Origin of the sequence: Caenimonas terrae (genome assembly GCF_042655405.1) — a bacterium.
Classification (GTDB): domain Bacteria; phylum Pseudomonadota; class Gammaproteobacteria; order Burkholderiales; family Burkholderiaceae_C; genus Ramlibacter; species Ramlibacter terrae_A.
On the sequence record NZ_JBHSMF010000009.1, the window covers coordinates 740,690 to 763,826 of the forward strand.

The 23,137-nt window shown below is 69.6% G+C and carries 16 protein-coding genes and 1 pseudogene; 4 read left to right on the top strand and 13 right to left on the bottom strand.

The window, feature by feature from the left end:
- Positions 1-14 precede the first annotated feature (14 nt).
- The 4 genes from ACFPOE_RS17455 to ACFPOE_RS17470 all read left to right on the top strand — a co-directional run bounded on the left by ACFPOE_RS17455 (position 15) and on the right by ACFPOE_RS17470 (position 3,416).
- Positions 15-509 (top strand): TRAP transporter small permease, encoded by a 495-nt coding sequence (locus tag ACFPOE_RS17455; protein WP_376851563.1) that lies wholly within the window; start codon positions 15-17, stop codon positions 507-509.
- Positions 500-1,852, top strand: a complete 1,353-nt coding sequence (locus tag ACFPOE_RS17460) for a TRAP transporter large permease (protein ID WP_376851564.1) — start codon at positions 500-502, stop codon at positions 1,850-1,852. Before ACFPOE_RS17455 ends, ACFPOE_RS17460 begins: the two co-directional genes overlap by 10 nt.
- A gap of 3 nt (positions 1,853-1,855) precedes the next feature.
- Positions 1,856-2,863 (top strand): lactonase family protein, encoded by a 1,008-nt coding sequence (locus ACFPOE_RS17465; protein WP_376851565.1) that lies wholly within the window; start codon positions 1,856-1,858, stop codon positions 2,861-2,863.
- 178 nt (positions 2,864-3,041) lie between these two features.
- Positions 3,042-3,416 carry a hypothetical protein gene (locus ACFPOE_RS17470; protein ID WP_376851566.1) on the top strand — a complete coding sequence of 125 codons (375 nt, stop codon included), beginning with the start codon at positions 3,042-3,044 and terminating at the stop codon, positions 3,414-3,416.
- A 196-nt stretch (positions 3,417-3,612) separates the two neighbouring features.
- Here ACFPOE_RS17470 and ACFPOE_RS17475 read toward each other — a convergent pair whose 3' ends face one another.
- The 13 genes and pseudogenes from ACFPOE_RS17475 to ACFPOE_RS17535 all read right to left on the bottom strand — a co-directional run.
- Positions 3,613-4,908, bottom strand: a complete 1,296-nt coding sequence (locus ACFPOE_RS17475) for an alpha/beta fold hydrolase (RefSeq protein ID WP_376851567.1) — start codon at positions 4,906-4,908, stop codon at positions 3,613-3,615.
- On the bottom strand, positions 4,905-5,282 hold the full coding sequence (locus ACFPOE_RS17480; RefSeq protein WP_376851568.1) for an ArsR/SmtB family transcription factor: 378 nt from the start codon (positions 5,280-5,282) through the stop codon (positions 4,905-4,907). The genes ACFPOE_RS17475 and ACFPOE_RS17480 overlap by 4 nt, the downstream gene beginning before the upstream one ends.
- A 99-nt stretch (positions 5,283-5,381) precedes the next feature.
- Entirely contained in the window at positions 5,382-6,692 is a 1,311-nt protein-coding gene (locus ACFPOE_RS17485; protein WP_376851569.1) for an NRAMP family divalent metal transporter, read from the bottom strand.
- A 21-nt stretch (positions 6,693-6,713) separates the two neighbouring features.
- Positions 6,714-8,444, bottom strand: coding sequence for a response regulator (locus tag ACFPOE_RS17490; protein ID WP_376851570.1), 1,731 nt, complete (start codon positions 8,442-8,444; stop codon positions 6,714-6,716).
- Between the two features lie 40 nt (positions 8,445-8,484).
- Positions 8,485-15,495, bottom strand: a complete 7,011-nt coding sequence (locus ACFPOE_RS17495) for a HAMP domain-containing protein (protein ID WP_376851921.1) — start codon at positions 15,493-15,495, stop codon at positions 8,485-8,487.
- 541 nt (positions 15,496-16,036) lie between these two features.
- Positions 16,037-17,746, bottom strand: coding sequence for a hypothetical protein (locus ACFPOE_RS17500; RefSeq protein ID WP_376851571.1), 1,710 nt, complete (start codon positions 17,744-17,746; stop codon positions 16,037-16,039).
- A gap of 236 nt (positions 17,747-17,982) precedes the next feature.
- Positions 17,983-18,198 carry a hypothetical protein gene (locus ACFPOE_RS17505; protein WP_376851572.1) on the bottom strand — a complete coding sequence of 72 codons (216 nt, stop codon included), beginning with the start codon at positions 18,196-18,198 and terminating at the stop codon, positions 17,983-17,985.
- Positions 18,182-18,568 (bottom strand): response regulator, encoded by a 387-nt coding sequence (locus ACFPOE_RS17510; protein ID WP_376851573.1) that lies wholly within the window; start codon positions 18,566-18,568, stop codon positions 18,182-18,184. Before ACFPOE_RS17510 ends, ACFPOE_RS17505 begins: the two co-directional genes overlap by 17 nt.
- 63 nt (positions 18,569-18,631) lie before the next feature.
- A complete protein-coding gene (locus ACFPOE_RS17515) occupies positions 18,632-18,865 on the bottom strand; it encodes a hypothetical protein (protein WP_376851574.1) in 234 nt (77 codons plus the stop codon).
- A 16-nt stretch (positions 18,866-18,881) separates the two neighbouring features.
- Complete coding sequence (locus ACFPOE_RS17520) at positions 18,882-19,076, bottom strand: KGG domain-containing protein (RefSeq protein WP_376851575.1); 195 nt, start codon at positions 19,074-19,076, stop codon at positions 18,882-18,884.
- A 211-nt stretch (positions 19,077-19,287) separates the two neighbouring features.
- Positions 19,288-20,460, bottom strand: coding sequence for a CMD domain-containing protein (locus ACFPOE_RS17525; RefSeq protein ID WP_376851576.1), 1,173 nt, complete (start codon positions 20,458-20,460; stop codon positions 19,288-19,290).
- 23 nt (positions 20,461-20,483) lie between these two features.
- On the bottom strand, positions 20,484-21,956 hold the full coding sequence (locus ACFPOE_RS17530) for a SidA/IucD/PvdA family monooxygenase (RefSeq protein WP_376851922.1): 1,473 nt from the start codon (positions 21,954-21,956) through the stop codon (positions 20,484-20,486).
- A gap of 66 nt (positions 21,957-22,022) precedes the next feature.
- Positions 22,023-23,126, bottom strand: a pseudogene (locus tag ACFPOE_RS17535) (CoA transferase); the annotation flags it as partial.
- Positions 23,127-23,137 lie beyond the last annotated feature (11 nt).

Here is a 23,137-nt window from a genome sequence, read left to right on the forward strand (position 1 = left end):
CGGGGAATGACGCCATGCGCTGGCTGACCGCCGTGACCTCCAGGCTGTCGCGCTGGGCGATGTACATCGCCTGCGCCTGCCTGGCCGGGTTGCTGTGCATCGTCGTCTACGGCGTGGTGATGCGCTACGTGTTCAACGACGCGCCGCCCTACGTGGAGCAGGTGGCGCTGCTGCTGGTGATCTCGGTGGCCATGTTCGGTGCCGCCGCCGGCGTGCGCGACGCCGGCCACATCGGCCTGGACTCGCTGGTGGCGATGCTGTCGCCCAAGCTGCGCTTCTGGTGCGACATCGCCGTGCAGGTGCTGAGCGTCGCGTTCGGCGTCGCCCTGCTGGCTGGCAGCGTGGAGATGGGCCTGTCCACCTACGCCAGCACCATTCCCACCCTCGGCCTGTCCGAGGCGTTCCGCTACCTCCCGGTGTTGCTGGGCGGGATCCTGTTTGCGGTGTTCTCGATCGAACACCTGATCGCCCGCTTCGCGGGAACCGAGGTGGTGCGCTCATGGCATTGACCGTTCTGTGCCTGGGCTTTGTCGTCCTGCTGCTGCTGGGCGTGCCGGTCGCCATCGCGATCGGCCTGGCCTGCCTGGCGACCTTCGCCGTCGAGGGCCTGCCCTTCGAGACCGCCATCCAGATGATGGTGTCGGGAATGAACGTGTTCTCGTTCCTGGCGATCCCGTTCTTCATCTTCTCGGGCGAGCTGATGCTGCACGGCGGCATCGCCGACAAGATCGTCAATTTCGCGCGCAGCCTGGTCGGCCACTGGAAGGGCGGGCTGGGCCTGGCCAACGTGGTGGCCTCCACGCTGTTCGGCGGCGTCTCCGGCTCGCCGGTGGCCGACACCTCGGCCATGGGCGGGGTGATGATCCCGATCATGAAGCGCGAGGGCTACAGCGCAGCCTATGCGGTCAACGTGACCACGCACGCGTCGCTGTCGGGCGCCCTGATGCCGACCTCGCACAACATGATCATCTACGCCTTCGCCGCCCAGGCGGCGACCGGCATGATCGACGGCACCGCGATCCGGGGCGTGTCGATCGGCGACCTGATGTTCGCCGGCCTGGTGCCGGTGTTCTGGATCATGGTGTGCATGCTGGTGGCAGCCTACTGGCAGGCCGCCAGCCACGGCTACCCGCGCAGCGTGGACGGCCGCTCGATGGTGCAGCGCTTCCCGGGCTGGAGCGCGGTGCTGGGCGCGTTCATCGCCTCGCTGCCGGGCCTGGGCGTGATCCTGATCATCCTGGTGTGCGTGATGAAAGGCATCACGACCGCCACCGAGGCGGCGGCGATCGCGGTGACCTATTCGCTGCTGCTGACGGTGGTGGTCTACCGCACGATGACGCGGGTCAACCTGATGAAGTCGCTGGCGCGGGCCTCCAAGACCACCGGCGTGATCCTGCTGCTGATCGGCGTGTCCAACATGCTGCGCTACCAGATGGCCTACCTGGAGATCCCGGACGCGATCGAGGCGGCGCTGCTGACCGCGACCACCACGCCCTGGGTGATGCTGCTGTACATCAACATCATCCAGATCATCCTGGGGATCTTCCTGGACATGGCGGCGCACATCCTGATCACCACGCCGCTGTTCCTGCCGCTGGCGATCCAGATGCACGTGGGCCCGGTGCAGTTCGGCATGATGCTGCTGCTCAACTGCGCGCTCGGGCTGGTCCACCCGCCGGTGGGCACGGTGCAGTTCGTCGGCTGCGCGATCGGCAACATCTCGATCGGCGAGGCCACCAAGACCGCCTGGCCGTATTACCTGGCCATCCTCACCGCGATCATGCTGGTCACCTATGTGCCGGTGTTCTCCACCTGGCTGCCGTCGCTGATCACGGGCCATCCGGTGCTCTGAGCGGTGGGCGCGGCGGTCTACGTCTCCAACGCCGACAGCGGCGAGATCTCGGTCCTGCGGCTGGGCGACCGGGGCGAGCTGCAGACGCGCCAGCAGCTGGCTGTCGGCGGCCAGGTGATGCCGCTGGCCATCAGCGACGACCGGCGCTTCCTCTACGCGGCGCGCCGCTCGGCGCCGCTGGCGGTGCTGGGCTTTCGCATCGACCCCGCGAGCGGCGAGCTGACGCCGGCCGGGCAGGCGCCGCTGCCCGAGAGCATGGCCTTCATCGCCACCGACCGCAGCGGCCGCTTCCTGTTCAGCGCGTCCTATGGCGGCGGCCTGGTCGCCGTCAGCCCGATCGGCGCCGACGGCTGCCCGCGGCCGGCGCAGCAGGTGCTGGCCGCCGGACCGAAGGCCCATGCCATCCGCAGCGATCCTGCCAACCGCCACGTGTTCGCCACCGCGCTGGGCAGCGACCGCGTGCTGCAGTACCGCTTCGATCCGGCGAGCGGCCGGATCGCCCCGAACGATCCGCCGGCCTTCGCCGGCCGCCCCGGCGCCGGGCCGCGCCACTTCGTCTTCCATCCGCGGCTGCCGCGCGTGTACCTGCTCAACGAGCTCGACGCCGGCCTGGACGTGCTGGCCTACGATGGCGCCGCCGGCACCCTTGCGGCACTGCAGACGGTCAGCACGCTGGCGCCGGAAGTTGCGGGCGAGCCCTGGGCCGCCGAGCTGCGGCTGACGCCCGACGGCCGCTTCCTCTACGCCAGCGAGCGGCGCGCCAGCACGATCGCCGGCTTCGCGGTGGACGGCGCCAGCGGCCGCCTCGCGCCGATCGGGCACTGGGCGACGCAGTCCCAGCCGCGCGGCATGGCGGTGGATCCGCAGGGGCGCTTCCTGATCGTCGCCGGGCAGCTCTCGCACCGCGTCGGCGTGCACCGCATCGACCCGCAGGGCGGCGCGCTGGAACTGGTCGGCGAGCATGAAGTCGGCCGCAATCCCAACTGGGTCGAGGCGATCGCGCTGGGCTGAAGTCGCCCGCGCGGACGCTTCTTGCGCCACCTTCATCCGTTCGAGTGATGCCGCAGCGGGCGCTGCCTGCTTCAATTCACCCATCGCCGCACGCTGCGGCGCCTGAACGCAGCCGGCGCATGCGGGTTCCCGTGACCGATCCATGCGGATCTTCACCACTTGATACGGAGCGATTTTCATGATCAAGCAAATCTTGTTGACCACTTTTTGCGCCGCAGCGGGCCTGGCGGCTGCGCAGGTTCCGGCGGCGTTCCCCGACGGGGCGCAGGTCCTGATCGGCGATGCGCTGCGCGCCAAGATCGCCGGCAAGACCTTCGGCGGCGCCGGCGGGACGATGAAGCCGGCGCGCCTGCAGTACACCGAGGGCGGTTCCGTCTACCTGGACGTGTCGACGGGCTTTCGCGACACCGGCAAATGGCGGATCGAGGGCTCCAACATCTGCACCGAGTGGCGGCAGTCGCCGACCTCCGGCTGCGGCGAAGCGCGGGTGATGGGCGACGTGGTCTACGTGCTGCGCGCCAACGGGGAAGTCATCTCGCTGACGCCCCGATGACCGCGGCGCGTACGCGGGGCTGCGTTTCCAGCAGTGCGGCCGTCACCAGCTTGGCGTCCGGGAAACGCTCCATGCATGTGGCATGCGGACTCCGGTTGATGTCGAATGGATCAGCCGCAGGGGTGCAAGGGAGCCGAGCCGCGCGAGGCCCGCAACCGGGTTGTCCCCCTGGTGGGCCCAGCAGGACCCCCGCAGCTCAGGGCCGCGAGAAGAATTCGGCCAGCGCCGGAGCGTGGGCCCGCGGCTTGAGCATGTGCGTCTGCCCCGGCAGGGTGACGTATGCAGCGCCGGGAAGCGCTGCGGCCAGTGCCCTGTTGCCGGCGCGCATCCAGGCCGCGCTTTTTTCGCCGTCCATCACCAGCACCGGGATGGTGATGCCACGCCATCTCGCGGCATCCAGCGGCTGCCCGAGCTGCTTGTCGCCCACCAGCGCGCCGTCATAGGCCAGCGTGTGGGCAATGGCGCGCAGCTTGTTCCAGGCGGGCAGCAGGCGCATGGCGGCGCGCACGATCGCCGGCACGCCCACCGATTTCATGAACAGGGCGACTGCGTGGCCGCTCCGGCCGGCCGCCAGCGCCGCCCCGATCTGCCGCCAGTCATCCTGCGTCGTCGGCCGGCCGCGGTCGACGATGAAGGGCGCCTCGTAGAGAGCGAGCCTGGCGATCCCCGGCAGCGCCGCCGCTGCTTCCAGCCCGAGGGCCGCACCCGACGACATGCCCCAGACATTGGCGCTGCCGCCGGCGTGCTGCAGCAAGGCGTCGATGTCCTCCACCTCGCGCTGGACCGCATACGGTGGCGTGTCGCCGCTGGTGCCGCGGCCGCGCCGGTCGTAGGTGAACACGGTGAAGCGTGACGCCAGCAGTTCGGCCAGCTGGCCGCTCGCCCCCATGCCGCGGTAGCACAGCGCCCCGTCCACCAGGATCAGCGGCAGGCCCTGCCCGACCCGGTCGAACCCGATCCGCGTGCCGTCGCGCGACAGCACGGTCCCCGACGTGCGCCCGGGGCCGCCCGGGCCGGCTGCTGCAGCCATGCCGGCCAGGTGGCGCGCGAGATTGGCGAGCGTCTTCCCGGTGCCGACGTCCACGCGCATGGCCAGCAGCGCATCGCGCTCCTGCGCCGACCCGCAGACGATGGTCATGTCCAGCCGGGTGCGGCCGCCGACGTCGTGGAACAGCAGGGTGGCGACCGATTCGGAACGTCCGCCGGCGCCGCGGGTGGTGAACACCAGCAGCTGCGCCGGCTCGATCTGGCGATAGACGCCCTCGAACGGGAAATCCGGTTGCCCGCTGTTCACCCAGCGGAAGCACCCGCCGGGACGAAGGTCCACTTCGCAGGCGGCCAGCGGGGCGCCGCTCGGGTCCCACCACTTCGAGATGTGTTCCGCGCGGGTCCAGGCCTCAAAGACGACGGCCGGCGGCGCATCGAACAGCCGCGTCATCGCGATCGAGCGATCGGTCGGCGTGCTGACCTGGAAGCTCTCGTCGTTCATCATCGGGGCGCCCTTGTTTTTTTCGCGGCGCGCGGTGCGCTGCGCTTGCTGCTTTTCTGCATCTCTTGCAGGTGGGCATCCAGCCCGGCGAAGCGCTGCTCCCAGCAGGCGCGATAGGGTTCCAGCCAGTCGGCGATGTCCTTGAGCGGCAGCGGCGCCAGCGTGCGGGGCCGCCGCTGCGCATCGCGCCCGCGCACCACCAGGCCGGCCCGCTCCAGGACCGTCAGGTGCTTGGAGATCGCCGGCTGGCTCAGTGAAAAGGGCTTCATCAACTCGCCGACATCGGCCTCGCCGGCTGCCAGCCGCGCCAGGATCGCCCGCCGCGTCGGGTCGGCCAGCGCCGCGAACGCCACGCTCAAGCGGTCATTGATTTCCATATGGCTATATTACCCAGAGGAAATCGACGGGTCAAGCGCGGCCGCGCATCCGGCGCCCGGTGCGCAGCCCGGCGCGCGGCTCGATGCTTCAGCGGGCCTTCAGAACAGCAGGGTGTAGCCCATCACCATGGTGGCGGCCAGCATGGCGGCGGTTGCCAGCCAGCCCAGCACCTTCCACTTGGTGTGGAGCGCGATGTTGGACATCAGCTTCATGTTGGAGGCCGTCAGCATCACGGCGACCATGATCGGCACCGAGATCACCGCGTTGATCACGGCCGACCAGTAGAGCGCCTTGATCGGGTTGAAGCCGGCCAGGCTGATGGCGACGCCGACCAGCATGGCGGCGGCCAGCACCCCGTAGAACGCGCTGGCGCGGCCTGGCGGCTGGTCCAGGCCCTTGCGCCAGCCGCGCAGGCTGGCGATCGCATCGGCGGCCGAGCCGGCCAGCACCGGCAATGCCAGCAGTCCCGTTCCGATGATGCCGATGGCGAACAGCAGGTAGGCGAAGCGGCCGGCGATGGGTTCCAGCGCCTGCGCCGCCTGGGTGGTGGTCTCGATGCTGACGATGCCGTGCGCGTGCAGCGTCGCGGCCGCCGCGACGATCATGAAGAAGGCCACCAGGTTGGACACGCCCATGCCCGCATAGGTGTCCAGCTTGATGCGGCGCAGCTGCGCCCGCACCTGCTCGGGGGCCGTGCGCAGGGGCTTGTCCTCGGGCACGCGCCTGATCTCCTCCACCTCCTGGGCCGCCTGCCAGAAGAACAGGTACGGACTGATCGTGGTGCCCAGGATGGCGACGATGGTGGTTGCATAGTCGCGGCTCCACACGATGTGCGGCATCAGCGCGTCATGTGCCGCTGCCGCCCAGTCCACGTGCGCCGTGAAGGCGACGCCGATGTACGAGAACAGCGCCAGCGTCAGCCACTTCAGGATCCGCACGTAGCGCGCATAGGGCAGGAAGACCTGCAGCGCCAGCGACAGCAGGCCGAAGCCGGCGGCCATCCATCTCGGGTCACAGTGGGTGATCAGGTGGGCCGCGTCGGCCATGGCATTGATGTCGGCGCCCAGGTTGATCGTGTTGGCAACCACCAGCAGGCTGATCAGCAGATGGACGACGGGCCGCGGAAACTGCCTGGCGAAATTCTCGGTGAGGCCGCGCCCGGTGACGCGGCCGATGCGCGCGCTCGCCAGCTGGATGCCCACCATCAGCGGGAACGTGAACAGGACCGTCCAGGCCACCGTGTAGCCGAACTGCGCCCCGCCCTGCGAGTAGGTGGCGATGCCGCTGGGATCGTCGTCGGCGGCGCCGGTGATCAGGCCCGGGCCGAGCGAGCGCAGCCACGACTGCGGCTTGGGCGGCCCCGGCGCTTCCAGCGCCGGAGCGGAGCGGATCAGTTCACCGTTCGGCACAGGTCCCTCGTCGACGGGCTCTCACGGCCTCGCGCGTTTGCCGTTGCGCGCCAGCAGGGCGGCGGCCAGCTCGCTGAGCACCCGCGGGCTCACCGGCTTGACCATGTGCACGTCGAAGCCGGCCTCGGCCGAGCGCCGGCGGTCGTCCGGCTGGCCCCATCCGGTGACCGCGACCACCGTCCTGGCCTGGCCGCCGGGCAGGGCGCGGATCTTCCGGCAGGCCTCGTAGCCGTTGAGCCTGGGCATGCCGAGGTCCAGCAGCACCAGCTGCGGGTCGAAGTCGGCGGCGGCCGCCACGGCGGCCTCGCCGTCGTGGACCTGCCGCACCTCGTGCCCCGACAGCTCGAGCAAGGCCGCAAGCGTCTCGGCAGCGTCGACGTTGTCGTCCGCCACCAGGATGCGCAGCCCGGTGCTGGCGTCGGCCACTGCCGCGGAGACCGGCCCCGCAGCGGCGACCGGCGGCTGCGCCGATGGCTGCGCCGGCACGCCGGCCAGCGGCAGCCGGACCACGAACTCGCTGCCCTGGCCGAGGCCGCGGCTGCGCGCCACCACGGTGCCCCCGTGCATCTCGATCAGCTTGCGGGTCAGCGACAGCCCGACGCCGAGCCCGCCGCGCGACCGCGACAGCGCGGTTTCCACCTGCGAGAACATCTCGAACACGCCTTCGAGCCGCTCTGCGGCGATGCCGATGCCGGTGTCGCACACCACGACCTCGACGGCGTCGCCATCCTGCTTCGCCGTCACTTCGATCCGGCCGCCCGGGTCCATGTACTTGCAGGCGTTATTGAGCAGGTTGGTGAAGGCCTGCGCCAGCCGGGCCCGGTCGCCGTCGACCATGAACTGGTGCTCCGGCAGGTCGAGCTTGAGCTGGTGGATCGCCTCGTCGACGACCGGCAGGGTGGTCTCGATGGCGTCGTTCAGCACGCACAGCAGGTCCAGGCGCTCGCGCCGCAGCTCGATCTTTCCCTGGTCGATGCGGCTGACGTCCATCAGGTCGTCGATCAGCCGGCTCATCGCCTGCACCTGGCGCTCGATCAGTTCGGCGGCCCAGCTCACTTCGGGCGCGCCCTGTCCCTTCATCCGCAGGATGTGGACCGCATTGCGCACCGGCGCCAGCGGGTTGCGCAGCTCGTGGGCCAGCGTGGCCAGGAATTCGTCCTTGCGCCGGTTGGCTTCGCGCAGCTGCGCCTCGCGCAACTGCAGTTCGTTGGTGCGCTCGGTGACGCGCCGGTCCAGCGTGTCGTTCAGTTCGTTCAGCCGCGCTTCCGCCCGGCGCCGCTCGGCCACTTCCGCCAGCAGCGAGCGGTTGGCCACCTCCAGCGCCCGGCTCTTGCGATAGACCTCCGCGAACACCGCGACCTTGGATCGGAGCACCGCCGCATTGACCGGCTTGAGCAGGTAGTCGACCGCGCCGGTGCCGTAGCCCTCCAGCACGTGCTGGTCCTCGTTGAAATACGCGGTCAGGAAGATGATCGGGATCCGTGCAGTCTTGCGGCGCTCCTTGATCATCTGGGCCAGCTCGAAGCCGGTCATTCCGGGCATGCGCACGTCCAGCACCAGCACCGCGAATTCGTGCGCCATCAGCGACAGCAGCGCCTCTTCGCCGGAATTGGCGCGGATCAGCCGGTAGCCGGGATCGTCCAGCACGGTCTCCAGCACCATCAGGTTCTTGGGCTCGTCGTCGACGATCAGGATGTTGACCCGGTCGGCGAGTGCCGTCGCCGCGGGCGCGGCTGCGATGACGCTGTTCACTTCAGGATCCGTTCATCGGCTTGGCAATTCATGGAGTGCTTCACCGGAACAGCCAGACCCGCATCAGCGACAGCAACTGGTCGGTGTTGACCGGCTTGGCGATGTAGTCGCTGGCGCCGGCGTCCAGGCACTTCTCGCGGTCGCCCTTCATCGCCTTGGCGGTCAGCGCCAGGATCGGCAGGGTGCGGAACTCCGGTTCGTTGCGGATCTCGCGCATGGTTTCGTAGCCGTCCATTTCCGGCATCATGATATCCATCAGCACCATCGCGATGCCGGGGGTGCTCTTGATGATGTCGATCGCCTGCCGGCCGTTGGTGGCGCTGATCACGTCCACCTCGTGGTTCTCCAGCACCGAGGTCAGCGCGAAGATGTTGCGCGCGTCGTCGTCCACCACCAGCACCTTGCGCCCGCGCAGCACCTCGGCCGAGTTGTGCAGCCGCTCGAGCATCGCCTGCTTCTGCTGCGGCAGCTGCGTCACCACCCGGTGCAGGAACAGCGCCGTTTCGTCCAGCAGCCGCTCGGGCGACTGCACGTCCTTGAGCACGATGCTCTTGGCCATGGAGCTCAGGCGCTCCTGCTCGTCGCGGCTCAGGTCCTTGCCGGTGAACACCACCACCGGCAGCTGCGCCAGCGAAGGCTCGGTCTGCATCTGCTCCAGCAGCTGGAAGCCGGTCATGTCCGGCAGCCGCAGGTCCAGCACGATGCAGTCGAAGGCCTGCTCGCGCATCGCCGCCAGCGCCTGCTCGCCCTGGCCGACCGCGACGATCTCGATGTCGTCGAATCCCAGCAGTTCCAGCACGGCGTCGCGCTCGATCTGGTTGTCTTCCACCACCAGCAGCCGGCGCGTGCGCGGCACGGTGAATTCCTTGATGCGGTCGAAGGCGGCTTCCAGGCCGGTGGTGGTCGGCTCCTTGACCAGGTAGGCGAAGGCGCCGTGCGCCAGGCCGTGCTGGCGTTCCTCTTCCATCGTGATGATCTGCACCGGGATGTGGCGCAGCGCCGGGTCGAGCTTGAGCTGGTTGAGCACCGTCCAGCCCAGCATGTCGGGCAGGAAGATGTCCAGCGAGATCGCCGCCGGCGTGAACTGGCGCGCCAGCGCCAGGCCGTGCGCGCCCTTGGTCGCGACCAGGCCCTTGAAGCCCTTGTCGCGCGCCAGTCCCAGCAGGATGCGCGCGTAATGCGGATCGTCCTCGATGATCAGCAGCACCAGGTCGCCGGCCTGCACGATGTCGCGGTCGTCGGCGATGTGTTCCTCGCGCACGCCCGGCAGGGCGATCACGCGCCCCGCGTCGGCCTTGCTGTCGGGGCCGCGGGCGATGGTGGCGCCGTCCGGGCCGGCGTAGTGCAGCGGCAGGTAGAGCGTGAAGGTGCTGCCCTTGCCGTAGACGCTGGACAGCCGGATCTCGCCGCCCAGCAGCACCGCCAGCTCGCGGCTGATCGCCAGGCCCAGGCCGGTGCCGCCGTACTTGCGCGAGGTGCCGGCGTCGGCCTGCTGGAAGGCCTCGAAGATCAGGCGCTGCTTTTCCGGGGCGACGCCGATGCCGGTGTCTTCCACCGCGAAGGCGACCACGTGCTGGGCCTGCCGCAGCACCGGATGGTCGGGGCTCCAGCCCTGCGACGCCAGGCCGACGCGCACTTCCACCTGGCCATGGGCAGTGAATTTCACCGCGTTGGACAGCAGGTTCTTCAGGATCTGCTGCAGCCGCTTGGGGTCGCTGTCCATCGAGCGCGGCAGGTCGTCGGCGAAGCGGATGTGGAAGGGCAGGTTCTTCGCGTCGGCGACGTGGCGGAAGTTGCGGTCGATGTTGTCGCGCAGGCTGGCGAAGCCGATCTCCTCGACTTCCACCGTCACCGTGCCGGACTCGATCTTCGACAGGTCCAGGATGTCGTTGATCAGGTGCAGCAGGTCGGTGCCCGAGGAGTTGATGTTGCGCGAGAACTCCACCTGCTTGGCCGACAGGTTGCCCGGCGAGTTTTCGGCCAGCTGCTGCGACAGGATCAGGATCGAGTTGAGCGGCGTGCGCAGCTCGTGCGACATGTTGGCCAGGAACTCCGACTTGTACTTGGAGGTGAGCGCCAGTTCCGACGCCTTTTCCTCCAGCGCGCCGCGCGCCTGCTCCACTTCGCGGTTCTTGCGCTCCACCTCGGCGTTCTGTTCGGCCAGCAGCTTGGCCTTGGTGCCCAGTTCCTCGTTGGTCTGCTGCAGCTCGCTCTGGCGCGACTGCAGTTCGGCCGTCAGCTGCTGCGACTGCGTCAGCAGGCCTTCGGTGCGCATGGTCGCCTCGATGGTGTTGAACACCGCGCCGATGCCCAGCGCCAGCTGGTCCAGGAAGTTCAGGTTGACCACGCTGAACGGGTGCAGCGAGGCCAGCTCGATCACCGCCTTGGTCTGGTTCTCGAACAGCACCGGCAGCACCACCACGCTGACCTGGCGGGCGCGCCCGAGGCTGGAGCTGATCGTGACGAAATCCGGCGGCGCATCCGTCAGCAGGATGCGCTTGCGCTCGATCGCGCACTGGCCGACCAGGCCTTCGCCCAGCGCCACCGTCGGCGCCAGCGGCACGTCGCCGCTCTGCGCATAACTGGAGAGCAGGGCCAGCCGGCCGGCGCTGTCGCCGGCGCCGCTGTAGTGGTAGATCGTGCCCTGGGTGGCGTTGACCAGCGGCGCCAGCTCGGACAGCAGCATCTTGCCCACCGTGCTGAGCTCGCGCTGGCCCTGCAGCATGCCGGTGAAGCGCGCCAGGTTGGACTTGAGCCAGTCCTGCTCGCGGTTGCTTTCCGTGGTCTCGCGCAGGTTCGAGATCATGGTGTTGATGTTGTCCTTGAGCTCGGACACCTCGCCCTTGGCATCCACCTGGATGGAACGCGTCAGGTCGCCCTTGGTCACCGCGGTCGCCACTTCGGCGATCGCGCGCACCTGGGTCGTCAGGTTGGCGGCCAGCAGGTTCACGTTGCCGGTCAGGTCCTTCCAAGTGCCGGCCGCGCCCGGCACGTTGGCCTGGCCGCCCAGGCGCCCGTCCACGCCCACCTCGCGCGCCACGTTGGTCACCTGGTCGGCGAAGGTGGCCAGCGTGTCGGTCATGCCGTTGATGGTGTCGGCCAGCGCCGCCACCTCGCCCTTGGCCTGCACCGTGAGCCGCTGGGTCAAATTCCCGTTGGCCACGGCCGTCACCACCTTCACGATGCCGCGCACCTGCTCGGTGAGGTTGGAGGCCATGAAGTTGACGTTGTCGGTCAGGTCCTTCCAGGTGCCGCCGACGCCGCTCACCTCGGCCTGGCCACCCAGCTTGCCTTCGGTGCCCACTTCGCGCGCCACCCGCGTCACTTCGCCGGCAAAGGAGTTGAGCTGGTCGACCATCGTGTTGATGGTGTTCTTCAGCTCCAGGATCTCGCCCTTGACGTCCACCGTGATCTTGCGGTTCAGGTCGCCGCGCGCCACGGCGGTGGTCACTTCCGCGATGTTGCGCACCTGCGAGGTGAGGTTGGCGCCCATGGTGTTGACCGAGTCGGTCAGATCCTTCCAGGTGCCGGCGACGCCGGGCACCACGGCCTGCACGCCGAGGCGGCCTTCGGTGCCGACCTCGCGCGCCACCCGCGTCACCTCGGAGGCGAAGGAGCGCAGCTGCTCCACCATCGTATTGATGGTTTCCTTCAGCTGCAGGATCTCGCCGCGCACGTCCACCGTGATCTTCTTGGACAGGTCGCCGTTGGCCACCGCGATGGTCACTTCGGCGATGTTGCGCACCTGGCCCGTCAGGTTGGACGCCATCGAGTTGACGTTGTCCGTCAGGTCCTTCCAGGTGCCGGCGACGCCGGGCACCGCGGCCTGGCCGCCCAGCTTGCCTTCGGTGCCGACCTCGCGCGCCACCCGCGTGACTTCGGAGGCAAAGGCGGAGAGCTGGTCCACCATCGTATTGATGGTTTCCTTCAGCTGCAGGATCTCGCCCTTCACGTCCACCGTGATCTTGCGGCCGAGGTCGCCGCGCGCGATGGCGGTGGCGACGTCGGCGATGTTGCGCACCTGGCCGGTCAGGTTGTTGGCCATCGAGTTGACGTTGTCGGTCAGGTCCTTCCAGGTGCCGGCCACGCCGGGCACCTGCGCCTGGCCGCCCAGCTTGCCGTCGGTTCCCACTTCCTTGGCCACCCGGCTGACCTCGGCCGCGAACGAGCGCAGCTGGTCGACCATGGTGTTGATCGTTTCCTTCAGCTCCAGGATTTCGCCGCGCACGTCCACCGTGATCTTCTTGGACAGGTCGCCGTTGGCCACGGCGATCGTCACTTCGGCGATGTTGCGGACCTGGCCGGTGAGGTTGGAGGCCATCGAGTTGACGTTGTCCGTCAGGTCCTTCCAGGTGCCGGCCACGCCTTCCACCGCCGCCTGGCCGCCCAGCTTGCCGTCGGTGCCCACCTCGCGCGCCACCCGGCTCACCTCGCCGGCGAAGGCGTTCAATTGGTCCACCATGGTGTTCATGGTCTGCTTGAGCTGAAGGATCTCGCCCTTCACTTCCACCGTGATCTTGCGCGAGAGGTCGCCCCGCGCGATGGCGGTGGCGACGTCGGCGATGTTGCGCACCTGGCCGGTCAGGTTGAACGCCATGAAGTTCACGTTGTCGGTCAGGTCCTTCCAGGTGCCGGCCACGCCGGGCACTTCGGCCTGGCCGCCCAGCTTGCCTTCGGTGCCCACTTCACGCGCCACGCGGGTCACTTCCGAGGCGAAGCCGTTGAGCTGGTCGACCATCGTGTTGATGGTGTTCTTCAGCTCCAGGATCTCGCCCTTCACTTCCACCGTGATCTTGCGCGACAGGTCGCCCCGCGCCACCGCGGTGGTCACGTCGGCGATGTTGCGCACCTGGCCCGTGAGGTTGTTGGCCATCGAGTTGACGTTGTCGGTCAGGTCCTTCCAGGTGCCGGCCACGCCGCGCACCTGCGCCTGCCCGCCCAGCTTGCCGTCGGTGCCAACCTCGCGCGCGACCCGCGTCACTTCCGAGGCGAAGCCGTTGAGCTGGTCCACCATCGTATTGAGCGTGTTCTTCAGCTCCAGGATCTCGCCCTTCACGTCCACCGTGATCTTCTTGGACAGGTCGCCGTTGGCCACGGCGGTGGCGACGTCGGCGATGTTGCGCACCTGCGCCGTGAGGTTGGACGCCATCGAGTTGACGTTGTCGGTCAAATCCTTCCAGGTGCCGGCCACGCCCAGCACCTGCGCCTGGCCGCCGAGCTTGCCGTCGGTGCCCACCTCGCGCGCCACCCGGCTCACCTCGCCGGCAAAGCCATTGAGCTGGTCGACCATCGTGTTGATGGTGTTCTTCAATTCGAGAATCTCGCCGCGCACGTCGGCCGTGATCTTCTTTGAGAGGTCGCCGCGCGCCACGGCGGTCGTCACTTCGGCGATGTTGCGCACCTGGCCGGTCAGGTTGGAGGCCATGAAGTTGACCGAGTCGGTCAAGTCCTTCCACGTGCCGGCGACGCCCGGCACCGCGGCCTGGCCGCCCAGCTTGCCTTCGGTGCCCACTTCGCGCGCCACCCGCGTCACCTCGGAGGCGAAGCCATTGAGCTGGTCGACCATCGTATTGATGGTGTTCTTCAATTCGAGAATCTCGCCCTTCACGTCCACCGTGATGGTCTTGGACAGGTCGCCGTTGGCCACGGCGGTGGTCACTTCGGCGATGTTGCGCACCTGGCCGGTCAGGTTGGAGGCCATGAAGTTCACGTTGTCGGTCAGATCCTTCCAGGTGCCGGCCACGCCGGGCACGTCGGCCTGGCCGCCGAGCTTGCCTTCGGTGCCGACCTCGCGCGCCACCCGCGTCACTTCCGAGGCGAAGCCGTTCAACTGGTCGACCATCGTGTTGATGGTTTCCTTCAGCGCCAGGATCTCGCCCTTGACCTCCACCGTGATCTTGGACGACAGGTCGCCCTTGGCGATCGCGGTGGCCACGCCGGCGATGTTGCGGACCTGGCCGGTGAGGTTGGAAGCCATCGAGTTGACCGAGTCGGTCAGGTCCTTCCAGGTGCCGGCGATGCCGGGCACCTGCGCCTGGCCACCCAGCTTGCCCTCGGTGCCCACCTCGCGCGCCACCCGCGTCACCTCGGAGGAGAAGCCGTTCAACTGGTCGACCATCGTGTTGATGGTTTCCTTCAGCTCCAGGATCTCGCCCTTCACGTCCACCGTGATCTTGCGCGACAGGTCGCCCCGCGCCACCGCCGTCGTCACGGTGGCGATGTTGCGCACCTGCGAGGTCAGGTTGTTGGCCATGGAGTTGACCGAGTCGGTCAGGTCCTTCCAGGTGCCGGCCACGCCCGGCACCACGGCCTGGCCGCCGAGGCGGCCGTCGGTGCCCACCTCGCGCGCCACCCGCGTCACTTCCGACGCGAAGGAACGCAGCTGGTCGACCATCGTATTGGTCGCTTCCTTCAGCTGCAGGATTTCGCCGCGCACGTCCACCGTGATCTTCTTGGACAGGTCGCCGTTGGCCACCGCGATGGTCACCTCGGCGATGTTGCGCACCTGCGCCGTCAGGTTGCCGGCCATCTGGTTGACCGAGTCCGTGAGGTCCTTCCACACGCCCGACACGCCCTTGACCTTGGCCTGGCCGCCCAGCTTGCCCTCGGTGCCCACTTCGCGCGCCACCCGCGTCACTTCCGACGTGAACACCGCGAGCTGCTCGATCATGGTGTTGACCAGTTTCGCCGAGCGCAGGAATTCGCCCTTGAGCGCGCGGCCGTCCACCTGCAGGTCCATCGACTGGCCGAGGTCGCCCTTGGCCACCGCGCCGATGGTCCGCGCGATGTCGGTGGTGGGACGCACCAGGTCGTCCATCAGCGTATTGAGCGAGTCGACCTGAGCCGCCCAGCCGCCGACCGCCCCCGGCGCCGCCATCCGCTGCGACAGCCGGCCTTCCTTGCCGACCGTGCTGCTCAGGCGTGCGGCCTCGATCGTGATGCGCTCCGCATTGCCGATCGATTGGTTGAAGGCCTCGGCGATCCGGCCGTCGGTTCCGGACCAGTCCAGCGGCAGCCGGGCGCTGAAGTCGCCGGCGGCAAACGCCATCATCGCCGCCAGCACCTGGCGCGACCGCGCATCGGCGAGATCGCTGGGCAGGGTCTGGATTCCGGCGAGGGCGGCTCGCGTGCCGCCCGCCTGCTTGACGGTCGCGACGGGTGTCTTGCGGGCCTTCGTTCGCAAAGTAGTGCCTCGGGCTGCCTGGTCCATGTCGTGGGCTCCGGTGGCCGGGTCGCGGTCGTGCTCCCGGCTGTTGTTACAACACCCCGGGGCAGCGCGGGGCGGCAAAGGGGCGTCACGAGTGTCCGCGCAGAAATTCGAGGCCGCTGTAGGACGACGTAGACACAGCTTGAAGCAATGTAGGGATTCGCCTAAAGATTGACGACTTTGGTGTGCCGTGGGAGCAGCAACTGCTGAGGCGCCGTCGAATTTTGGGCGTTGCGCATGGCTGGTTGGCGCCGGGTTTGCGCCTACTCCAAACGGAGCATGCCCGCGCCGGCCCGGCGGTCGGCGCCGCGCGCGCCACTGGCGCAATCAGGCCGCGGCGAGCCGGGCCAGGCGGCGCAGGGCAAAGGCCCTGCGCATCTCTCGTTTACAGCAGGCCGAGCACCGACTTCAGCGCGGTCCAGGCGGTTGTATCGAGGCGGTTCTGCACGCTGATGGCCGTGGTCCGGCCCATCTTGTTCTCCCGCGCTGCGAACACCCGGTTGCCGACCACACCCAGTTCGTCCTGGACCTCGACGAACACCGGGTTGGAGGTCAGGCTGATGACCGGCGGCAGCGCCGACAAACGCAGCACCCGGCGGCCGTTGACGGTGTCGATCGAATAAGTGCCGGTGGTGGTTGGGGTGCAGTTGCTGACGGCGCTGCGGGTCGCGTTGATGTCGCAGTCCAGGAACTGCGCCTCGCCCGTCGTCGCGCTGGACGCGGCGCCGAAGGCCAGCCGCAGGTTCTTCAGCCCGGTGACCCCGAGCGACACCGAGCCAGCGCCGTTGGCGGATGCACCGCTGGCGGGCTTGCTGGCGATCATCTGCTCCAGCGTCGATTCCGACTGCGGGCGCGCGTCCGTCGATGTGTTGCCGATCTGGATGGCCGGCTTCAGGGTGATGATGGTGCGCCGATCGATGTTGCTGCCCTCGGGGAAGGTGGCCTGGCCCAGATCCGCCAGCAGGGCGTCGCTCGGCAGGCCGTTGTTGATGGTGTTGGTGGCCGGGTCGGCCTGCATTTCCGTCACGACGCTGGCCATGGTGCGCCCGGCGATGCTGATGGGAGCCGTGTAGCCCAGTTGCGTCAGCGCCCCGCAGTAAAGGCTGCGCCCGGGCGCGCCGATGGTGCCGGCGATCGTCACCGCATTGCAGCGGGTCCAGCCGTTTGCCCCGAGATAGGCGAAGGTGAACAGGCTGTCCTGGGTCGGCGCCGCGCCGCCGGTCAGGCCGCCGCGCACTTCCTGCGTCTGCACCCCGGCGACGCCGGCAGCTTTGGCCAGCCGGCTGAAGTAGCGGTAGAAGTAGTTGTTGGCATTGGTGTAGTTGAACGTGCCGAGGTCGCCGGGCGCGGCCTCGAAGCCGGCAGTCTGGTTGCCTGCCGACACCGCAAGCCCTGCCGCCAGCATCGCCGCCACGCCGTCGACCGCAACCTGGCGCGCGGTATCCACCACCTGTGCGCTGTCGAGCGCCGGGTCGTCCTGGTAGTTGTCGATCTTCGACGGCGCGATGGCCAGCTCCGCCGCCACGTTGGCCCGGGCATCCGCCTCGGTCATGCCCTTGGACATGCCGATCGCCACCAGCGTGGTGAGCGGGTTGATCTGCCCGGCCTTGCCCGGCACCTGGCGCAGCACATAGGGCTTGTCGGTGCTGGCAGGGGCGGGGCCGGCGGCGTCGATGGTCGCTGCGGCGTCGCTGGCGGTGCCGGGGACGATGCGGGCAATCAGGGAGGCCGAGGCAGCCTGCGCTGCGGAGACCTGGTCGCTGGTGTAGCTGAGGGTGTATGCGCCATCCGCGCCGGTCGGCGCCGAGGCCGGTTCGCCGGCATCGCAGCTGCCGCTGGCATTCAGGTCCATGCAGACCACTGCGTTCATGACCGCGCCGTTGACTGCCACGCTGCCCTGGACGGTGGAGACCGCCGGTGCAGGTGCAGGTGCAGGAGCAGGGGCCGGGGTGGTTGCTGGACCGGGAGCGGGAACCGGAGCCGGCGCTGCCGCCGTCGGCGTCACGTCCTGTCCGCCGCCGCCGCCGCAGCCGGCCAGGCCGAGGGCAACAACCGCCTGCATCGCAAGCGCCAATGTGGTCAGTTTCGAATTCATCACGAGCTTCTCCTGGTTAGGGTTGAATGCCGCACCACGAGTTCTTACGAATCGCTGATTGGTCCGGGCCAATGCATTGAACCCACGCACAGGGGTGCAGGCATCATTCGGACGGGTGAACGGGCTGCTCCTTTGATGGGATCGACAGCGACAGCGGCCCGTGCTAATGGGCACGACGCGCGGCGCGCGCAGCTAGGCCGCAGGCGGCGCCCACGCCGCCCGGGCAGCCGGCGGATCTATTGCCGGGGCATCGCGGGACGTTCGATGACGCCCGGGCGCCGGGCCGGCGCCAGGTCGCGGGCCCGCTGCAGCACCTTGCGGGCGGCGGCGAGCCGGTCGTATGCGTCCTCCACCAGCCGGCGGCTTGCATGGGCGGCGCCGACGCCGCTCCGCGCCCCGGGCTGGTCGGGCGCGCCGGGATGGGGCAATGGCGCTTTAACGATTGGCTCCATCCACCTCTCCCGCTAGCTGCAAGCAATAGGCGAGCAGTGCATCCATCTCGTTGGTCTTGCTGAAGAAGGCGTCAGCGCCCGCCTTGCGCGCGTACTGGCGCGCGGTCTCGTCCGCGTAGGCCGAGAGCACCACCGCGCGCTGCAGCGGCGGGCGGCCGGCGCATTCGCGCAGCACCGTGAAGCCGTGCCCCTGGCCGAGGAACAGGTCCACCACCACCAGGTCCCAGCCGCCGGGGTTGGCGCGCAGCCAGTCGCATGCCTCCTGCGCCGAGGCCGCGGTCTGCACCACCTGCACGCCGCGCAGCGCCGCCAGCAACTGGCGGCATGGGAGGGCGAAGTCTCCGTTGTCTTCCACCAGCAGGACCCTCATGTCCTGCCCTCGCTGCGCTGCAACCGAAGCGGACGCAGCGAGCGCGATGCACGCGGCCGGCACTCAGGCGCCCTTGCCCGTCGTGCCGCCCGGTCCGTTCGCATCGGCCGCCCCGGGCTCGGCCGCATCGGCGGCGTCGCGGCGGACCTGGCGCTGGCGCTCGGGGTCGACCGATGCAAAGCCGCGGTTGTGCTGGCCGTCGGTGTTGCGCCGCTTGCCTTGCTGGCCCGGCTGCCTGGCAACGTCCTGGCCGCCGGCTGCGCCCGTGCCTTGCTGGCGCTGGCTGCTCGATGCCATGGGATGCCGCGCGGCCTCAAGCGCCGGGACTGCGGCGTTCGTGGCGCTTCCTGCCGGCGATGCGCGCTTCCTCGGACGTGAACTCGTGTGCATGGCCGCTCTGGTGCGCGGCGCGGCCGCCCAGGCTGGCGATCTCGCGTTGCCGTTCCGGCGCCATGGCGGCGAAGCCGCGCTTCGGGCGGGGCGTGGTGCCCACGTATTTCTCGGTCATGTTGGTTTCCCTGAAAGTGATTGACGTTGCCGAACCCTCAGTTTGCACGGCACGCAGTGGCCGCGGCGGGCCGCCCCCGCCATTGGCGCGCACGTCCTACACCCCGGCGGTAAGCCGTTCCGAGACGGCAAGAAATGCCGCAACTATTCCGCGCTGCGCGGGCACGGCACCGGCGCAGTTGCGACCGGTGTCATATGGCAGCCGTCCAGCGCTAGAGCGCCGGAACGACCGGCTCGCCCAGGTTGAGCATCAGGCGGTTGGCCCAGGCGAAGATCGCCACCGCATGCACCAGGTCCAGCAGCTCCAGCGGCGACAGGCCGGCGGCGCGCAGCGGCTGCAGTTGCGCCGCGCCGAACTGCGCGGGGTCCAGCGTGAGGTCGATCGAAGCCTGCACGATGGCGCGTTCGCGGGCGCTCGTTCCCGCGCCCCTGGGCTCGGCGAACAGCTGGCGGATCACGTCGTTGCGCCTGGCCAGCTGCTCGAAGCGCTGGGCATGCACCGAGGCGCAGTACACGCAGCCGTTGACCCGCGACACCACGGCGCTGGCCAGCTCGCGCTCGGCCCGCGACAGCCCGCCCGGCGCATACATGATCGCGTTGAAGACGATCGAGCGCTGCTCCAGGATGCGGGGCTGGTGCACCAGCAGCAGGTAGTAATCCGAGCTCCTGGCCTTCGGATGGCTGGCGTCGAGAACGGCCAGCTGCTGCGGCGTCGCCTGTTCCAGTTCCAGCACCGGCAGCCAGGCCTTCCAGTCCAGCGTCTCGCTGGTGTAGCCGTTGACGCGCACCGGCTCGCCGGGCCGGGCCAGGTGGGCCGGATGGACGAAGGCTTGCTGCGGCGCGTCGATCGCCGGCGCCGCCCCGCTGTCGTCGCCGAGTGCCGCGATCGCCTGCAGGCCCGCGATCATCCGCAGCTGGAAGGAGACGTAGGCGATCAGCTGCGCCAGCGCGATCACTTCCGGCGTCGACAGGCCGGCGGCCGGCAGCCGCTGCAGCGCCGCCTTGTCGCCTTCCACCGGACGCTCGGCCAGCGTGCGGGTGAAGCGCAGGATCGCCTGCAGCCGCGCGTCGGCGCCCGACAAGCGCGGCGCCGGGTCGTCCAGCGCCGCCGCCTGCGCCGCGCTGAGCCAGGGCAGGGCCAGCAGCCGGCCGCGGTAGTGCGCCTGCAGCGCCGTCGCGCCGGCCAGGCGCGCAACCAGCTGCGCCGCCAGCAGCCGCTCGGCCAGGCTCGGGCCGGCCAGCGCCGGATCGAAGATCGCGTCGTCGCTGCCCTGGGTGGCGGCCACCACCTTGTCGCGCCGGTGGCGCACCGCGTGGGTCGGGTCCCCGGCGGGCAGGGGCACGAGGGCGTCGACGATGTCGGCTGCGGGTGGGATCGAGGTCATGCGGGTTTTCGGCTCTGTCTTGCTCAAGATGCTTCGTCGTCGTAGGCGGGGAAGGCGGCGGGCGTCCATTCGTCGCCCTCGAGTTCGAGCTCCGAGTAGCCCTCCATCGCGGCGAAATGCAGCGCCGCGTCCTCGGCGAACAGTCTGCCGGCCAGGCCCTGCGCCAGCCGCCTGGCGCCGTCGCTGATCTGCGGGATGTCGCCGGCCACGGCGCCGTGGCTCAGCGCCGCCGGGTAGCAGAAGCAGTGCACGCGCTCCAGGCCGGGGCAGGCGCCGGGCACCTTCTCGCGGAACTCGAACAGCGGGCCCAGGTCGGGCGACTCGCGCAGTTCGGCATCGTCCTCGAACGCCTCGGCCTGCTCGCGGTCCTGCCACAGCCGCACCTGCGGCGCGAAGGCCGCGAACTCCGGCCGCTGGCTCCAGTCGAGGCGAAAGCCGGTGCAGAAGATGACGAAGTCGGCGGCCAGCGGCCCCTTCGCGGTGTCCAGCCGCAGCGCGCCGTCGCCGCGCAGGGACGCCGACGCCACCGGCGTGCCGAAGTGGAATTGCGCGTTGGCGTGGCGCGAGACGCGCAGCGTGCTGTTGTGCGGCGGCGGCACCTGCTGCACGTTGATGTAATGGCGGAAGCGCCATTTCCAGTGGTCCGGCAGCAGCCAGAAGCCATGGGCCGCGCCCGGGCTGCCGGCGCCCTTGCTCTTGTTGACGCGCGGCAGGTCGGCGCGACGCACCAGCAGGTCCACCCGCGCAGCGCCGGCTTCCAGCGCGGTGGCGGCGGCATCCATCGCCGAGGCGCCGCCGCCGATCACGGCGACGCGCCGGCCGGCCAGCGCCGCCGCGTCCCAGTCGTCGGCCGAATGGGCCCAGCGCTCGCGCGGCAGTGCGTGGGCCCAGTCAGGCACCCACGGACCGCCGAGCCCGTCGCGGCCGGTGGCCAGCACCACATGGCGCGCATGCACCAGGCAGGTGGCGCCGCCGCAGCTGTCGTCCGCCAGTTCCAGCTGCACCGGTCCGGTGGCCTGCGGCCGCACGGCCAGCACCCGCTGGCGATTGCGCACGTCCAGGTCCAGCACCCGGCGGTACCACCGCAGGTAGTCGGCCCATTGCAGGCGCGGGATCTTGTCCAGGGCCTGCCATTGCGCCAGGCCGAACTGCGCCTCGAACCAGGCGCGAAAGGTGAGGGCGGGCAGCCCGAGCGCCGGCCCGGACAGCTCCTTGGGCGAGCGCAGCGTCTCCATTCGCGCGGTGGTCGCCCACGGACCTTCGAAACCTTCCGGCGCACGGTCGAAGACGCGGGTGCGCACGCCCAGGTGCTTCAACGACGCCGCCAGCGCCAGGCCGGCCATGCCGCCGCCGACGATGGCGACGTCCAGCACCTCGTCGCCCGCTTCGGTGCGCGCCGGCACCCAGGGCGCCGGAGGCAGGCCCAGCCATTGCAGGTCCTGGCGCAGCCGCGCCTCCAGCGCCTGCAGGCCGATCGGCGCAGCGGGAAGCGGCAAGGACGGGCCCGGCCGTTCGCGCAGGGCGTCGGCCTCGGCGCGCAGTTCGCTGCCATGCTGGTCCAGCACCGGCGCCGCGAACGGAGCCGGGCCGGGCGTGCGGCCGAAGCTCCACGCGCGCGTGAACGCGCGGTAGCGCCCCACCACCGGATGATCCAGGGTGGTGACCAGCTCCTGCGCCAGCACCTGCGGGAAGTCGAACATGTCCTCCACGCTGCGGGCCGCGGCGCACGGCACCTCTTCGCCGAACAGTGCTTCCCATTCCAGCGCCGAGCGCTGCGCCAGCGCCGCGTGCAGCAGCGGCACGATTTCCCCGTGCTGCTGCGCGCGCGTGCGCACCGTGTCGTAGCGCTCGGTGAGGAGCTGGTCCAGCCCTGCCTTCTCGCACAGGGCCTGCCAGAAATGCGGCGTGTTGGCCGAGATGTAGATCCAGCCGTCGCGGGTGGGGTGGATGCCGGTGATGCCGCCCGAGCGCATGTCGCGAAAGACGTCGCGCGCTTCGCCGTCGGCCCAGACCATGCGCGCCGACTGCATCGCCAGCGCCGAGCGCAGCAGCGACACGCCGACGTACTGGCCCTGGCCGCTGCGCTCGCGCTCGTAGAGCGCGGAGGCGACGCCGCCGGCAACCAGCGCGGCGGCGTAGTAGTCCACCACCGAGCCGTACAGGATCTCCGGCGGCCCGCCGGGCTTGCCCTGCAGCGTGCACATGCCGGTCATGGTCTGCAGCACCTGGTCGTAGCCCGCCTTGTCCTTGAGCGGCCCGCTGTCTCCGTAGCCGGAAACGGCGCAGTAGACCAGGCGCGGGTTCAGCGCATGCAGCTGCTCGTAGCCGATGCCCAGGCGCGGCGGCACGCTCGGGCGGAAGTTGTGCACCAGCACGTCGGCCCCGCGCACCAGGGCCAGCAGGCGGTCCAGGTCCTGCGGCTCCTTCAGGTCCAGCACCACGCCGCGCTTGCTGCGGTTGACGCCGAGGAAGGCGCGGCTTTCGGATGCCAGCGTGGACGGGTACTTGCGCAGCGTGTCGCCGGCGGGCGGTTCGACCTTGATCACCTCGGCGCCCTGGTCGGCCAGCAGCGAACAGCCGTAGGGGCCGGCGATGTAGGCGCTCAGGTCCAGCACCCGGATGCCGTGCAGCGGGCCGCGGGGGCCGGTGGATGAAGTGGCTGTCATGTTCTTCCGGT

Bases quoted from the DNA above. Each gene is read 5' to 3' on its own strand.
- ACFPOE_RS17455 (WP_376851563.1), top strand. From the start codon at position 15: ATGCGCTGGCTGACCGCCGTGACCTCCAGGCTGTCGCGCTGGGCGATG.
- ACFPOE_RS17525 (WP_376851576.1), bottom strand. From the start codon at position 20,460: ATGACCTCGATCCCACCCGCAGCCGACATCGTCGACGCCCTCGTGCCC.
- ACFPOE_RS17495 (WP_376851921.1), bottom strand. From the start codon at position 15,495: ATGATGGCGTTTGCCGCCGGCGACTTCAGCGCCCGGCTGCCGCTGGAC.
- ACFPOE_RS17520 (WP_376851575.1), bottom strand. From the start codon at position 19,076: ATGACCGAGAAATACGTGGGCACCACGCCCCGCCCGAAGCGCGGCTTC.
- ACFPOE_RS17500 (WP_376851571.1), bottom strand. From the start codon at position 17,746: ATGAATTCGAAACTGACCACATTGGCGCTTGCGATGCAGGCGGTTGTT.
- ACFPOE_RS17470 (WP_376851566.1), top strand. From the start codon at position 3,042: ATGATCAAGCAAATCTTGTTGACCACTTTTTGCGCCGCAGCGGGCCTG.
- ACFPOE_RS17460 (WP_376851564.1), top strand. From the start codon at position 500: ATGGCATTGACCGTTCTGTGCCTGGGCTTTGTCGTCCTGCTGCTGCTG.
- ACFPOE_RS17510 (WP_376851573.1), bottom strand. From the start codon at position 18,568: ATGAGGGTCCTGCTGGTGGAAGACAACGGAGACTTCGCCCTCCCATGC.
- ACFPOE_RS17505 (WP_376851572.1), bottom strand. From the start codon at position 18,198: ATGGAGCCAATCGTTAAAGCGCCATTGCCCCATCCCGGCGCGCCCGAC.
- ACFPOE_RS17515 (WP_376851574.1), bottom strand. From the start codon at position 18,865: ATGGCATCGAGCAGCCAGCGCCAGCAAGGCACGGGCGCAGCCGGCGGC.
- ACFPOE_RS17480 (WP_376851568.1), bottom strand. From the start codon at position 5,282: ATGGAAATCAATGACCGCTTGAGCGTGGCGTTCGCGGCGCTGGCCGAC.
- ACFPOE_RS17475 (WP_376851567.1), bottom strand. From the start codon at position 4,908: ATGATGAACGACGAGAGCTTCCAGGTCAGCACGCCGACCGATCGCTCG.